Consider the following 14366-nt stretch of genomic DNA (forward strand, 5'->3'; position numbering starts at 1 on the left):
TGCCACTTTCGTTCACGTAATCAAGAGCCAAACCTACAAATTTTCCATCGATTACCGCTATCGAAGATGAATACGAATACTCATCGGCAGGAACTGCTCCTACAAAAGTGCAACCGGAATTCTTTAACTGGTCATATATAACTCCCATACCGTCACAAAATGTATCACAATAGGACTCTGAATCTCCACAACCAAAGAGAGCAACGATTTTACCATTCAGATCTGCAGTCTTCACCGTTTTAATAGCATCATACCAATCGTCTTGCAATTCACCGTCCCCCCAAGTAGAAGTCCCTAATAATAAGATATCATAGCCTCCCACTTTTTCTGTGGTAATTTTGCTTGCATCAATTACATCAACTGATGCCACACCTAATTTTTCAGCTATTGTCTGTGCGATGCTTTCACAAGTTCCAGTAGAGGAACCATAAATTATACCCATTTTTTTCATACAGCAAATCATTTAATTTGTTTGCTGCAAAGTAAAAGGTTTGAAAGAGATTCTGAAATACCTAGAAATAGTGATTTTAATAAAGTTCAAGAGACAGACAGTGTATAGAACTGATCTGCTTCTTGATATGTTTTTAGAACTGGTATGCAGTTCCGAAATTAATAATTCCTTGGTCAAAATCATCAATCAATTGGTATCCGAATTCAACATTCATAGTCCAGTTACGTCCCAAAGCGAGTTCCTCCCCGACTCCGAGACTAACCCCGATACGGAATTCACTATGGTTACCCCCATATTAACATGAACATGTTCTCCATCCCAGTCAACATCCAGATCATGCATATCAAACATCCAATTGGACATGGTCAGACCGAACAGCGGATAAAGTTTAACACTTTGAGCTACCCAACGTTTCTATCTTCCGTTTTTCAAGAACTTTGGCTATCAATACACTATCTGCTTAATGATAAAACGACCGATTAAATATATCAGAATAGCGACAAATATATCCTTACCTACATCCATCCCAAAATCTACCATTTTTTCCAGTACCTGCTCAATTTCACTACCTGAGGCTGCATTCAATAATAACAAATTTATATTCCTGTTCGTTTAACAAATAAAAATTAATCAGCTTGTCACTGCCATATTGTAAATGTGCCAGCCCATCTTGATAGTATAGTTTTGCAATGTTTCAATAAATAAATCATCCGATATGTTTTTACATTTCCCAATAGTAGGAAATGTAAAGTTGCAAAGATATCATATATAATTGATAAAACTAAACTTGTCACTTAAAAGAGGGACCTAAGGCCTGTATTAAATATACGATTCCAAGACAATATAAATATACAATATTTAATTTTAATCATTCAGTAAAATTGTCGAAACATTGATGAAAGACCTTATACCAAGTGAAAAAAGGTACGGCATGAGATAAAACTAATCAAAAATATTCAGTAAGCAACGTAAAATCAGCCAACAAACTCACACTTAAAGTTCCATATTAGTTTACTTTTTTGTTTTTAGGCGTTTTTCGTAAATAAAATTTAAAAGCAAGAAAGAGAGAAATATCCTAACAAGAATATAGCTAAAGTACAAAACTTTCAGAGATTCACTCTACCTTTTTTGGGGGACAGAATTCGACATTTTTGAAGAAATATCGCAAGAATTCTAATGAGAGTAAACTTGGAAAATTTTATTCCGTTGACGAAGTAACTCACTTCCATTAAAAACATTACTTACATGCTGTACCACAGAAAGACAACCGATATATCATAATATCTTCTGATTTTTCTTCTAAATTTTACTTCATATCTTTCATACGGTTAATTCACTATATAATAACGAGATAGTAAACTGCTATAAGGGAAAACAATATTTTCCAAGTAAACATTTACAATATTTTTTTAAGATATTTGTAGACTCTGATAAAATCAATACCTTTGCATTTTCAATTTATGCATAAACAATGTCGAAATGCAAATTGAAATATTGCAGATAACAAAAAAATGACAAAGAAATATGAGACTTATAAAAGTGACAGGTGGGTTGGGAAATCAAATGTTTATTTATGCTTTTTATTTGCGGATGAAAAAGTACTATCCAAAGGTGCGCATAGACCTTTCGGACATGATGCATTATAAAGTGCACTACGGATATGAAATGCATCGTGTATTCAAGCTGCCCCATACAGAATTTTGTATAAACCGGCCTCTGAAAAAAATTATCGAATTTCTTTTCTTCAAAAAAATATATGAACGGAAACAAGCCCCCAATAGTTTAAGGGCTTTTGAAAAGAAATACTTTTGGCCTTTACTTTATTTTAAAGGGTTTTATCAGTCGGAACGTTTCTTTGCAGATATAAAGGATGAGGTCAGGGAAGCTTTCACTTTTGACAGAAGCAAAGCCAACAGTAGAAGTCTTGATATGCTTGACATTTTGGATAAGGATGAAAACGCAGTTTCTCTACACATTCGTCGTGGAGATTATTTGCAACCCAAACATTGGGCTACTACTGGAAGTGTATGCCAGTTACCTTACTATCAAAACGCAATAGCGGAAATGAGCAAAAGGGTTACCTCTCCGTCCTACTATATTTTTTCGGATGACATTGTTTGGGTAAGAGAAAATCTTCCATTGCAAAATGCGGTATATATTGATTGGAATACAGGTGAAGACAGTTGGCAGGATATGATGCTTATGAGTCATTGCAAGCATCACATCATCTGCAACAGTACATTCAGCTGGTGGGGAGCATGGTTAAATCCTAGTATAGACAAAACGGTAATTGTGCCTAGCCGTTGGTTTCAGCATTCCGAAACCCCGGATATCTATCCTACGGGATGGATAAAAGTGCCAGTGGATTAATATATAGAGCTCATAAGTACGCGTTATCTGAAAAACGGATTTTATTCGGTCAAGAGTATTAAAACCGTGAATTCCAATCAAAACATCGCTTTGCTTCAGAATACAAAAATACAGTAATGTATGCAAAAAATTGAAAGCAGACGGATTGAGTTGTGTATTCACAACAGTATGACGGTTACAGGAGTAGTTCTGAGATCCAACTAATCCCAAATGTTGGGTATATATTGGGAACTAATAACAAGCAAGACACAAAGAAGTCAAAATTATTATTTATAGCTTATTTATTTTCCGAGTTGTTAATCAATGAAATGAAGTCCTCTTTGGAAGCAAGAGGAAGTATAGATTCGATTTTGCCACACAAATAAATGATAATTAAAAGTCGTTTTTTTATTGATCAAATGGAACGGTTGAACTGGAAGCAGTATAAAAATCAGTAGCCCCAACAGCTTCCATAAAACGGAGCACCTGCAAGATGTAGGAAGTGTAGTGGAGCAGTGTTTTTCTGTGGTACAAAGCACGCTTTTGTACGAGTTATACATCCACATGTACAAAATTATAGATACGTAGTGAGCCTAAAGGATACTTGCATCCCCAAATCCTTTGTACTCATCAGATGGGCAATTTTGACATCTTTTGGAAGTTCCTTCTCTATAATTTCGAGATAATCGTTTATTTCACCCACTACTTCATTGGCATTGGAACCTGCCGTTTGAAATATCATGCAAGTGGCTGCCGGATGCCCGTCTATCTGTCCGTTGATAACATAGTTTTGTGCACCCAGCTTAATGGTTGCCACATCTTTTAACCGGAGAACTTCTCCGTTGGGTAACGACCGGATAACCATGTTTCCAAACTCTTCGGGTTTTTCAAGCCGCCCTTTGTATTTCATTGTGTATTGGTGTACGTTTTTGGAATTTTCCTCCAACGAGCCGGTTGCGACCTCCAAACTCTGTTCTCCCAATAAAAAGGACTCCAATAACCGGAAAATCCCCGCCACCAATAAGGTGAAGCGGTGTATCCCACAAAATGGTAGGTACTGGTGTAATCCCAAGTCGGCCTTCTCCTTGCTTGCTGCACGACTGTAACCCCGTTCCTGCATGTTATGGTGACAGGTGTTCAAGATTTGTCAAGATATTGTAATATTTTATCTTGTCCGATAAACAGAATACTGTCTGCCAGATAATATGACCGGAACTGACTGAAATCCGTTTCCGGATCATAATCAGTCATTACGCGGTAGTCGGCATCCAGTTTATTCACTTCTTCATCTTTTTGGCAGGAGTACAGGGTTCCTGCCAGGAGCATGAATACCCCTATGTACAATTTAGCTGTCATACTTTTCTTGGTTAGTTTGTTTAATGATCAGAAAGTTGTTCCTTTAAATACGGAACTTTCCTTGAACGGAACCAGTTGCCCGTCCAATGTAACATTGAGAGAATTGAAATTGGGGATAATCGTTGCTGTGGCACGGTTGTCCGAAGGACTGAGTGTCACTGTAACTTGTGCCGATATACCATTTCCGGTGACATTCATGGAAAGGCGGGTGATGCCTTTCTTGTCTGTTTCCATTTTCAATCCGGTCGGAGTGCCTTCCACTGTGATACCACCCACGCCGTTGGGACCGCCGCCTGATTGGAACGGTGAGATTTGCACGGTCGCTCTCCCGTCATGCAAGGCAATGAAGTTGGTGGTAGAATTTACATATCCATGTTCACCATGCTTTAGTGTCAGTTCGTCACTTTCCAGTACAAACTCTTTCCTTTGCAAAGCATTTTCGGCCTTTATATGGACAATCGAATCCATCAAGTGTCGTTCCTGTCTGGCTATTAAACGTGCATTCTCAATGAAATCTTTCCATTGTTGCAATTCACTTTTCTTTCCTTTCTGGGCATTGGCCTGTATCGCTCCTGTTATAAAAAGAAGGAGCAAGATTTTTTTTAAACATTTTGCTACCATATATCATCAAATATTAAATTGTTTACGGTAGCAAAAGTCGTCATTTCGGACAATTAGCTCTTGTCTGTAAATGTCAAAGCCATTTGCCTTTAGAAGTCTATGACCATAGAATATTTCAGGGTCACTGATTCCTGAACTCTTTTGGGGTCATTCCCACATACTGGTGGAATACGCGGGAGAAGATTGAAGGGTTCGGGTAATTCAATTTTTCCGATATTTCGGTAATACTGATGGTCGTTGAACGTAATAACAGCTTGGCTTCACGCATAATAAACTCAATTACCCAAAAATGAAAAGTCTGTCCAGTGGATTTCTTCAGTACACGCATCAGATACTTATCCGATATATATAATTTATCGGCGTAAAATGAAACAGACCGTTCTTTCTTGTAATGCTGATGGAGTAGAAAGAAGAAATGATCTGTCAATTCGTCTTGTCGTGTATTTGATACCGACACATTTTTACCGGAATATAACCTGCTGATTTCAAGAATAAAGGAAAACAGCAATCCTTTGGTAATGGCAATGTACTCATTGCTTTCCTGATAACGTTCAGCTATCAGGTCATAGTATTTCTTCACCAGTTGCCTCTCTTTATCTTTTAACTGTAAGCAAGGATTTTTTCCTACATATTCTGAAATATCTGCCTTTAGTAATAAAGGAAAATCCGAGAGGAATTCAAACTCGAACCAAAGATATTCAAGTAGCAAATCTTCTGTATGAGATATTTGTCTGACCAGATGGTTTGGATACAGATATATCAATGTCCCGGTATATATTAAATGGTTCTTCCCGTCAATTTCAATCATGGCTCCACCTTGTAAGACTATAGCGAGAAAAATCTTATTTGAGGGAGTACGTTCCGCTTCCTTTTCCGGAAATAATACGGATAAATGTCCGGTGGAAGGACATATTCCAAACTTGTTTGTCATATCTTTATTAATTGGCATCGAATATAATACAAGTAAGTTCATACAAATATAAAAGGATTTTACGGATTATTGTTTATCTGCTTGCAAATATCACGAAATGGACAATAACAAATTTGTCTCTCAGCTTCAAAGCCGTTTACAGGAGAAAGTCAGACTAAAATAGATTTCTCTAATCAACATTTGGTTACTATCCGGACAATCCAGACATGGAAATGGACAAAAGGATGTGACAGAATGTTATGAACTTTGCAGCAGAAAATAAAAGTATAAATAAATTATGATGAAAGAAACTTTAAACTCAAAACTGTATATCCTGGTTGTTATCGGGATTGTTTCAGCTTTTGGTCCGTTTGTGACCGACTTTTACCTGCCAGCCCTTCCGGTGCTGGCCGGATATTTTGATACTACGGCATCGCTCATACAGCTTAGCCTGACTTTTAGTATGGTTGGACTGGCCGTCGGGCAGTTGGTTATCGGGCCGTTGAGTGACAAGTATGGACGTAAAAAAACATTAATGGCCTCCCTTGTCCTGTTTTGTATATCCACAATAGGTTGTTTATACGCTTCGGATATATATGTATTTATCTTCTTCCGATTGCTACAAGGATTGTCCGGAGCCGGTGGAGTAGTTATTTCCAAATCCATCGCCACGGATCTCTACGAAGGGAGAGAGCTTACTCGCTTTTTTTCTATGCTTAGCTCCGTGCAAGGCATTGCCCCGGTTTGTGCCCCCGTATTGGGGGGTGTTTTATTGGAAGTGACTGACTGGAAAGGTATTTTCTGGATATTGGTATTGATAGGCATATTATTGATTATGGCATTGGCCTTTTTTAAAGAGTCCTTGAATAACGAGCAACAACATTGCGGTGTGTTTGCCACATTTCGGAATTATATACCTGTGTTTCAAAATGCTCAGTTTATGCGCTATGTATTGGTACAGGCGTTCGCTATGGGGGTAATGTTTACATATATTGCTGCTTCTCCCTTTATCTTTCAGGAGCATTTTAACATGTCCCCGCTGGCGTACAGCCTGTGTTTCGGTGCCAATGCGATAGCCATAATGCTGGGCAGTCTGACGGTTTCATTATTCCATGACGCAACCGATGCATTGCGTGTAGGTTCTATAGGATTCGGGATAATGAGTTTGTTTGTAGCCGCAGCTTTATTTTTCTCCACTTCCGTGTGGCCGGTGGAAGTATCGCTGTTTGTTTTTATGCTCTTCCTGGGAGTAATATTGCCCAGTTCTACAACACTTGCCCTTGATTTGGAGAGAAAGAACTCCGGAAACGCCTCTGCATTGCTTGGATTTTTGATGTTCCTGTTCGGTGGAGTGCTTTCTCCCTTGACCGGATTGGGAAATATGCTCTATACAACCGGAATTATCATCGTTGCTTGTTGCATCGGTACATGGTTTTGCAATCATATTGCAACCTCGCATATCGCTTTAAAGGTAACCAAACAATAAAGGAGATTCACAAATGAAAAATAAAATGATTCCAGACTATCCTATTATGTATAAGATGAATTTCACCAACGGGCGGCTTATGAAATTCCAATTTGATGATTTTTTATTCTTATATGTCTATTCGGGAGAAGGAACAATGTGTGTGTCAGGGATTAATCACCCGCTGAGCAAAGGATGCGGCTGGATATTGGCCCGTAACGAACATATTTCATTTCACACGGAGAGTTTCATGCAAGTAGTACATATCCGCATATCGGAAGAGGCTGTAACAGAATATCTGTTACGTGCTACGTCTCCGGCTATGACAGATGCAGAAAATGAAGTGGAAAATGAAGATATAAATGTAATGACAGTAACCAATCATGTACTCCTTCAGGGCCTGATATCAGGCATTGAAGCTGGTGTTGATAATAATTTCCGGGCTAACCAACCATTGACTTATCTCAAGATACAGGAGTGCATAAATGTCCTGACCTATCTCCGTCCGGGATTACATAATTGGTTTTCTCGTATGAACAGCTTGCAGAGAATTAATTTGAAAGATTTCATGGAGTGTCACTATCAGGATAACCTGCCATTGGAACAACTGGCGCAGGCTTCTGGACGTAGCTTATCTACATTCCGCAGAGACTTCTTAAAAGTGTTTGGTACGACACTCGGAAAATGGTTGTTGACAAAGCGACTGGAAGAAGCTTATGTACTCATTAAAGAAAAGAAAATCAAGCCGTCAGAATTTCTATTGGATTTAGGATTTGAAAGTTTCTCACATTTCTCCCATAGTTTTAAGGCGTATTTTGGCATACAACCCTCCATTCTGTTAAAAGAAAGTATTGTGAAATAGAAATGAAATTTAAATAAAATATAAGTATATGGTATTGACCGCATTGCCCTTTTCTCTTAAGTATTGTTCAAAATTACGAAAGAATGTATAGGTAAGATCCTTGAAGTCCAGCCCGGAGCAAAAATCATGCAGGACCGCCAGTGTCGAGTGCAGGTTGTCCTTGGTGGACTGCTTCTTGTCCGAATTGTCAATGGCTGATTTGGCGAAAATGGAGAAGCTGACATTCACGGCACTTTTCTTTTTGACGGCATCTTTCAGTAAAGAGAGTGTGGCAGGTATTCCGCGTTTCCAATACCCCAACTCTATGCCTTGCAGATACAGGATGTATTCATAGAGCATTGCGTTCAACTCATTTGACTGGGGATGGTTAATGACTTGTACCCCTTCACGGCTCCAGCACTCTGGTTTGAGGTACACGTTTGTCTTCAGGTAGATTTTTCTTTGGTTTAAATAGGTTTCAACCTGTACAAGGGTCGTGCCTTGCCTGTTTAGTGTGTTCTGGCGGTTATATACAAGACGGTATCTGATTTTATCCATTTTTCTGCAAAGGTGCTATTTAATGCACAAACGACAAAAAAATGGAGTGCAAATTACCGACTTTCTATAAGAACATTACATGATCAAACAATGTTGTGTGAAGAATAGTATATGGTTGTTACAGTATAAAGGACGCAAAGAATATCCGCATCCTTTATATATTTAAATTAAATAGAAATCTCAATTCCGATCCCAAGTACCGTCAGACTTGATTTTTTCAACATTGGAAACAAGGGAATTGTAATTGGTTTCCATGGTTGGAATAACCGCAGTCCATGCATTTTTATCGGCAGGACCGTAGTTTCCTCCGGTTGTGGTGTTCTTCTCGGCAAAATAAGTGGCCCAGCTTCCGCCTTCTGCCCAGGTTTTGCGGACCATCGGGTCTCCCCAGCGTTTTAGGTCGAACCAGCTGTGGCCTTCGTTGCAGAGATCAAATTTACGGTATGCTTTAAGCTCCTCCCAAAGACTGTCACCACTTTTTGTGCAGGTATAATCCGCATTATAAGGCTTGACGGTCTGCTCAAGAAGTGCGCGTACGGCCTGTTCGTTACCTAAACGGTACTGTGCCTCCGCCTCGTTATACATCATTTCAGCGGCACGGAAAATAGGAATACATCCGTCTCCTGTCCCGGATTTTACAATGAACTTGGTGGAGAGATAATAGAAGATTGTCGTGGTGCTGTATATGCGTCCGGCGAACTCCTTCTTCACACGGTTGTAGAAATCACCTTTGGTCACCTTACCCGAGCCGCTGACTTTGGAAACATCGCCCACTTCTTCCGGAGTCGGAATGGCATAAATGGCGAGCCGCTTGTCTGCGGGATCAATCGGATCTACTATCTGTTTGCTTATACATGGTGGATAAGTGCGGGATGCAGAACCGAGACAGCTGGCGCTCATATAGTTATAGAATGAATAGTAATGAACAGGCTGTGTGTCATCCTCGAACACCTCCCATATCCATTCTTGATTGGCTGTGTTGAATCCTGCCTTATACTCATCGGGAGTCATGATGGAGTAGTTCCTGCGAGCTTCCTGTGAATGGGTGATGACCGTCTGCCAGTCATTACGTATAAGAGCTGCCCGTGAATAGACGGCATGGGCCACATCAAGGTTCGCCATCCACCTCTTGTCCACATCGACAGGCCGATCGTATCCGCATGATGTGAAAAGGCTGATGGCCTCATCAAGGTCATGGTAGATCAGTTCGAATGTCTCCGCCATAGTGGAGCATGGCATTTCGTCATTGTTTACTGTGGTACGCAGTACAAGACCGCGCTGCAAGCCGTCTGCATCTGTCCATCTTCGACTGTACAGCTGTGAGAGCATGGTGTAGGAGTAGGCACGGTAGACCAGCGCCTGTGCCTTTATATAGTCCCATTTACGTTGCTCCGCCACGTTGGCAAGCCCCGTCTTGCAGTTGTCTAGAATCTGGTTAGCATTTCTGATGAGTTTGTAATAGTAGTACCATGTTACATGGATGTTGCTGTTCGTACTGCTGGTAAAATAGTTGCCTTTCGCGAGATTCTGCCAGCCGGTGTAGCTGCCTTTCTGTATCACATCTCCAGGATATTCGCCCTGATACGCATAAACGGTACCTTCTCCGTTGTACCCCTGTGTGTCCAGGTACTGTGTGCTCATGATCCGACCCAGTCCGTTCACGGCGTATTGTGCGGCATCGGCATTCTCAAAAATCACCTCGTCTGAAACGCTTGATTCCGGACTGAGTTCAAGATACGAATCTGAACAGGCTGCTGTACAGAAAAGCAGAATTGCCATTGAAACTATATCATATATCTTTTTCATCTTTCCAAATGTTAAATGGTTGCATTAATACCGAATGTGAAGACACGGGCCGGAACCAGATAGTTGCTCTGGCCGCCACCTATTCCCATCATGGGGTTCATACCTTTACGGGCCGACCAGAGGTGTATGTTCTCGGCCGAGAATAAGAAACGGACAGTGGAAAGGTTGACCTTTGCTGTCCATCTTTTCGGAAGAGTGTAACTTATATTTAGATTCTTAAAGCAAAGATAGTTACGGCTGACCAACCAGCGGTCACTTCCAGCATTATTGTCGGTACTGGTCAGATTATTGATCTCGGGATTGGTGTTGGGATTGATACGTCCATTGCCGTCCACAGCCTTGTTTGCCGCATAATATCCGGCATAGTTCGCCTCTGATGTAGTCTGGCCTGCTGCAATAGCAGCATTGTAGGCGTCATCATAGGCATTCTTGTAAGTGGTTATCATGGCATTGGACCTGTCGTTGATCCGCCAGGCGTTGTTGTACAGGTCCACATGGTAATTTCCGGCACTTTGTCCGGGTGTCATCAGGCTGGAATAAGGGCTGTCGTATATCTTTCCACCAAGCGAATAGGTGAACATTGCAGATATGTTGATGTTCTTCCAGCGTATGTTTGCCGAGAAGGAACCGTATGTGGTAGGAAGCGCGCTGCCTGCCCATTTCTTTTGGGCATAGGTGGTCTTGAGCACATAATATTTCCCGTTGATCAGCCTGTAGTTCTCGGGAGCAAGCTCGGTGGCTCCCTGGACGGGATTGCCGTTGGCGTCCCACATCAGTTCTCCTTCATCGTTGAGTTTCTGCTTGCCACCAAGCTGTGACCCGTCAGGAAGTACAATATAATAATCATTAAGATTTGCCTCGTAAAGCGACTGTCCATCCATCTCGTCCACTCCTGCCCAATGGTATGTATAGTAGTCATATCGTGACTTGCCTTCGGAGATGAGATAGCTGCCGGAAGTTATGCCGACAGGCAGGTCCTCCCTTTGTCCAAGCTTTCCTGATGGATCAATGGGATATACGGTTTTCTTTTTATTCTGTTCGGGAAGTTTGACGATCTTGTTCTTGGTGGTGGTAAGGTTTGCGGATACGCTGACAGTCCAATCCTTGCTCTTCACGATATCGAAATCAGCGGAGATCTCCCAGCCGCGGTTGGAGATTGTACCTATGTTCCTGTCTGTGGTTGATGTGGAGGAACCTGTGCTGGTACCTCCTGCTGAACTGGGGGCATATACGCTGAAAATAAGGTCCTTATTCCTTTTGTCAAAATATTCAACGGAGAGATTCAGTCGGTTGAACAGACGTCCTTCAACAGCTGCGCCCCATGATTCTCCGGTTTCCCAATGCAGGTCTCTTGCCGGATTCTGACTTACAACGTATGCCGGCTTGGAATTCTGGGTCCATGATCCGTAAAGGCCATAATATGCGTAGTAACCGGAGCCGGAATCATTACCTACCTGTCCCCAGCTTGCCCGCAACTTGCCCTGATTGAGCCATCTATATTTTTTCATAAACTCCTCGTTGCTGAAGACCCAGTTGGCACCCAGCGAACCGAAGTTTCCCCACCGTGATTCCTTTGCGAAACGGCTGGAACCGTCACGGCGGAATGAGGCTTCGATATTGTACCGGTTGTCATATCCATACTGTACGCGCGCCAGATAGGATTCAGTGCGGTAGCGGGTTTTGTATCCCGAGATACTTGCCATTTCAGAGAAGTTGGAAAGCGCATACCTGTTTGGAAAAGCCTCGTTGGTCTTGCTTGTATAGGTATAGTCATAACGATAGCTGTAGTTCTCGTGCCCAAGAAGGACTTCGATGTTATGTCTGTCATTATAGGTCATGTTCCAGCGCAGCTGCTCCTGTAGAGTCCAGTTCTTGTAGGTATAGAGGGTTTTGGCAAGAGCCCCGTTGCGACCCGAGATGGAACCGTCCTCGGAAACAGTACCACGTGCATCACCGATGACCGCATTCTCGTATTTGTAATAATCGCTGTTACGTGTGTTCACATTTGCTTTAAGGGTTGCGGTAAAGCCGTAGGGCAGCACGAGATCAAGATAACCTATCCCGTTGAGTGTATTGCGTATTGTCCGACTATCATTCAATTCCGACTCCCATATCACGTGGCGGTCACGGTTCTGATTGCGGGTTATGACCTCCTGAGGGTTTCCGTTCTGGTCGTAGATGATATAGCTTCCGCCGTCCCATTGCGGGTTTCCGGCACCGTCAAGCACATAATCCCCCTTATTCACCTGTATGGGGGTTCCGGCATTGTCATATACCGTTCCAGTTTCCGTATAGTGCGAGTGTACCGGGTAAATGGGAGCCATATAGCGGCAGAAATAGAAAGGATTGCTGTATGATGACGAGCCGTCCCCGACACCGTTTGACGTGTTCTGGAACTTCTGATGTGAGGCGTTGATGCTCATGCCGGCCCGTAACCATTTCACAGGTTTGATGTTGACAGCCATGCGTCCTGTCAGACGGTCAAACCCGGAATCTTTCATATATCCGTTCTCATCAAGATAGGAGAGTGAGAAGTAATAGTCGCTCTTGCTTGTAGCACCCGATCCCGAGAACTGGTATTCCGAACGATATCCTTTGCGTGTGGCCTGGTCAAACCAGTCCAAATCGCCGGCATACCCGTCAATGATAGAGGCGTCGGCAGCCATTTTCCCATCGAGGGTGAAAAGCTGGTCGTCTGGTTTGTTGAAGATGTTGACATAAAGTCTGTCGGGAATAAGTGTGCTGTTCACGGCATTTAAAATTGCCTGTTTGTCCGTACGGTCACCTCCGCCGTGTACGAATGCGTTGGCTGCGTTCTGGTATTCAACCTCCATGAACTGGAAGGGATTGGTACGCTCATATTCCGGCAGGGCACGTTCGTACCAGCCCTGGTTGGTCTTGAAATTGAACTGGATACGTTCACTCTTTGACTTTTTGGTTGTGATCAGAATCACTCCGTTTGAAGCCCGGTTGCCATAGAGTGCGGCCGAAGCGGCATCCTTCAGAATGGACATTGTTTCAATATCCTCCATATTAAGGTCAGAGATGTTTCCTCCGTACGGAACGCCGTCTATCACATAGAGGGGAGAGGTACTACCATTTACTGTGCCGATACCTCGGATAAGCACTGTGGGGTCACTTCCAGGCGAGCCGTAGTTGCCTGTGACCGTAATACCCGGTGTGGAGCCTTCAAGGGCTGAAGTGACGGATGTCACAGGACGTTTCAGGAGTTCCTCATTTCTGACCTGGGTGATGGCACCGGTAATCGAAGACTTTTTTTGCGTGCCGTAAGCGACAACAACAACTTCGTCAAGTGCCTGGCTCTCTGCCGTAAGCTCGATTGTCATTTCTCCGGGAGTGATAGCAACTTCGCGAGTTGTCATACCGACAAAAGAAACAGTGATTGTTTTGACATTGTCGGGGATTTCCAAGGAAAAATGACCTTCAATGTCAGTGATTGTCCCCTGTTTTGTACTTTTGACAAAAATGGACGCTCCCACGATGGGTTCCTTGTCAGACGAGTCTATAACCCGCCCCTTTACAATTTTTGCCATTACCGTTCCTGTCATAAGGAACAGGCATGCCAACAAGAACAACAAATGTTTTTTCATGGTCGTTTAATTTTTGAATATTTAAAACGGTTTGTTTTTGCTTCTCAAAGCTAATCAAATTTATATAATAAAAAAACATTTTGCTTAAAAAAATTAATTTGGGATAAAAATAATGTTCTGGAATGCTAATCCTTGGGTTGGAGCTATAGTTTTATAGACTAGATTGATTGTTAATGGATATTTTTGATAAGTCCAGCTTTGGTATACAAAGATTCAGAAGTAAAGACAAGCTCTGATTAGCCGGACTAGGGTTTGAGACAAAGGAGGTGAATTCTAAGTCTTCTTTATCATAATTTGAAATGAGTCCGTAATTTGCTAAGGCTATGCAAAATTTCTTATTGAATATCACCTTTTATTCATTTATGGTCATGGCATTGATGGTGCTCATGATATAGACA

General features: G+C 42.0%; 10 protein-coding genes and 1 pseudogene. 3 read left to right on the plus strand and 8 right to left on the minus strand.

Annotated elements, in window-relative coordinates; translation table 11 throughout:
* A partial coding sequence (fldA, locus tag AB5935_RS17670; RefSeq protein WP_368327509.1) for a flavodoxin FldA occupies nucleotides 1-451 on the minus strand: 451 nt, incomplete at its 3' end.
* Nucleotides 452-1975: 1524 nt separating this feature from the next.
* Between fldA and AB5935_RS17675 the strand changes: the two genes are divergently transcribed.
* A complete protein-coding gene (locus AB5935_RS17675; protein WP_008673976.1) occupies nucleotides 1976-2821 on the plus strand; it encodes an alpha-1,2-fucosyltransferase in 846 nt (281 codons plus the stop codon).
* A 553-nt stretch (nucleotides 2822-3374) separates the two neighbouring features.
* Here AB5935_RS17675 and AB5935_RS17680 read toward each other — a convergent pair.
* The 4 genes from AB5935_RS17680 to AB5935_RS17695 form a co-directional block, all read right to left on the minus strand.
* Nucleotides 3375-3941: an efflux RND transporter permease subunit gene (locus AB5935_RS17680; RefSeq protein WP_008673982.1), complete on the minus strand. Its 567-nt coding sequence runs from the start codon at nucleotides 3939-3941 to the stop codon at nucleotides 3375-3377.
* On the minus strand, nucleotides 3938-4156 hold the full coding sequence (locus AB5935_RS17685) for a hypothetical protein (RefSeq protein ID WP_007835591.1): 219 nt from the start codon (nucleotides 4154-4156) through the stop codon (nucleotides 3938-3940). Before AB5935_RS17685 ends, AB5935_RS17680 begins: the two co-directional genes overlap by 4 nt.
* Before the next feature lie 27 nt (nucleotides 4157-4183).
* Entirely contained in the window at nucleotides 4184-4777 is a 594-nt protein-coding gene (locus AB5935_RS17690) for a DUF4251 domain-containing protein (RefSeq protein ID WP_008673983.1), read from the minus strand.
* A gap of 121 nt (nucleotides 4778-4898) precedes the next feature.
* On the minus strand, nucleotides 4899-5750 hold the full coding sequence (locus AB5935_RS17695; protein ID WP_038609633.1) for an AraC family transcriptional regulator: 852 nt from the start codon (nucleotides 5748-5750) through the stop codon (nucleotides 4899-4901).
* 235 nt (nucleotides 5751-5985) lie between these two features.
* Here AB5935_RS17695 and AB5935_RS17700 point away from each other — a divergent pair, with 235 nt between their 5' ends.
* A complete protein-coding gene (locus AB5935_RS17700) occupies nucleotides 5986-7173 on the plus strand; it encodes a multidrug effflux MFS transporter (protein WP_032934059.1) in 1188 nt (395 codons plus the stop codon).
* Between the two features lie 13 nt (nucleotides 7174-7186).
* Nucleotides 7187-8014 (plus strand): helix-turn-helix transcriptional regulator, encoded by an 828-nt coding sequence (locus AB5935_RS17705; RefSeq protein ID WP_038609630.1) that lies wholly within the window; start codon nucleotides 7187-7189, stop codon nucleotides 8012-8014.
* Between the two features lie 27 nt (nucleotides 8015-8041).
* Here the strand turns inward: AB5935_RS17705 and AB5935_RS17710 are convergent.
* The 3 genes and pseudogenes from AB5935_RS17710 to AB5935_RS17720 all read right to left on the minus strand — a co-directional run.
* A pseudogene (locus tag AB5935_RS17710) lies at nucleotides 8042-8551 on the minus strand (phage integrase SAM-like domain-containing protein); the annotation flags it as partial.
* Between the two features lie 180 nt (nucleotides 8552-8731).
* Nucleotides 8732-10357, minus strand: coding sequence for a RagB/SusD family nutrient uptake outer membrane protein (locus AB5935_RS17715; RefSeq protein WP_007842817.1), 1626 nt, complete (start codon nucleotides 10355-10357; stop codon nucleotides 8732-8734).
* An 11-nt stretch (nucleotides 10358-10368) separates the two neighbouring features.
* On the minus strand, nucleotides 10369-13968 hold the full coding sequence (locus AB5935_RS17720) for a SusC/RagA family TonB-linked outer membrane protein (RefSeq protein ID WP_007835608.1): 3600 nt from the start codon (nucleotides 13966-13968) through the stop codon (nucleotides 10369-10371).
* Between the last annotated feature and the right edge of the window lie 398 nt (nucleotides 13969-14366).

This window comes from Phocaeicola sp. RTP21198st1_B8_RTP21198_201120 (assembly GCF_040929485.1).
Taxonomy (GTDB): domain Bacteria; phylum Bacteroidota; class Bacteroidia; order Bacteroidales; family Bacteroidaceae; genus Phocaeicola; species Phocaeicola dorei.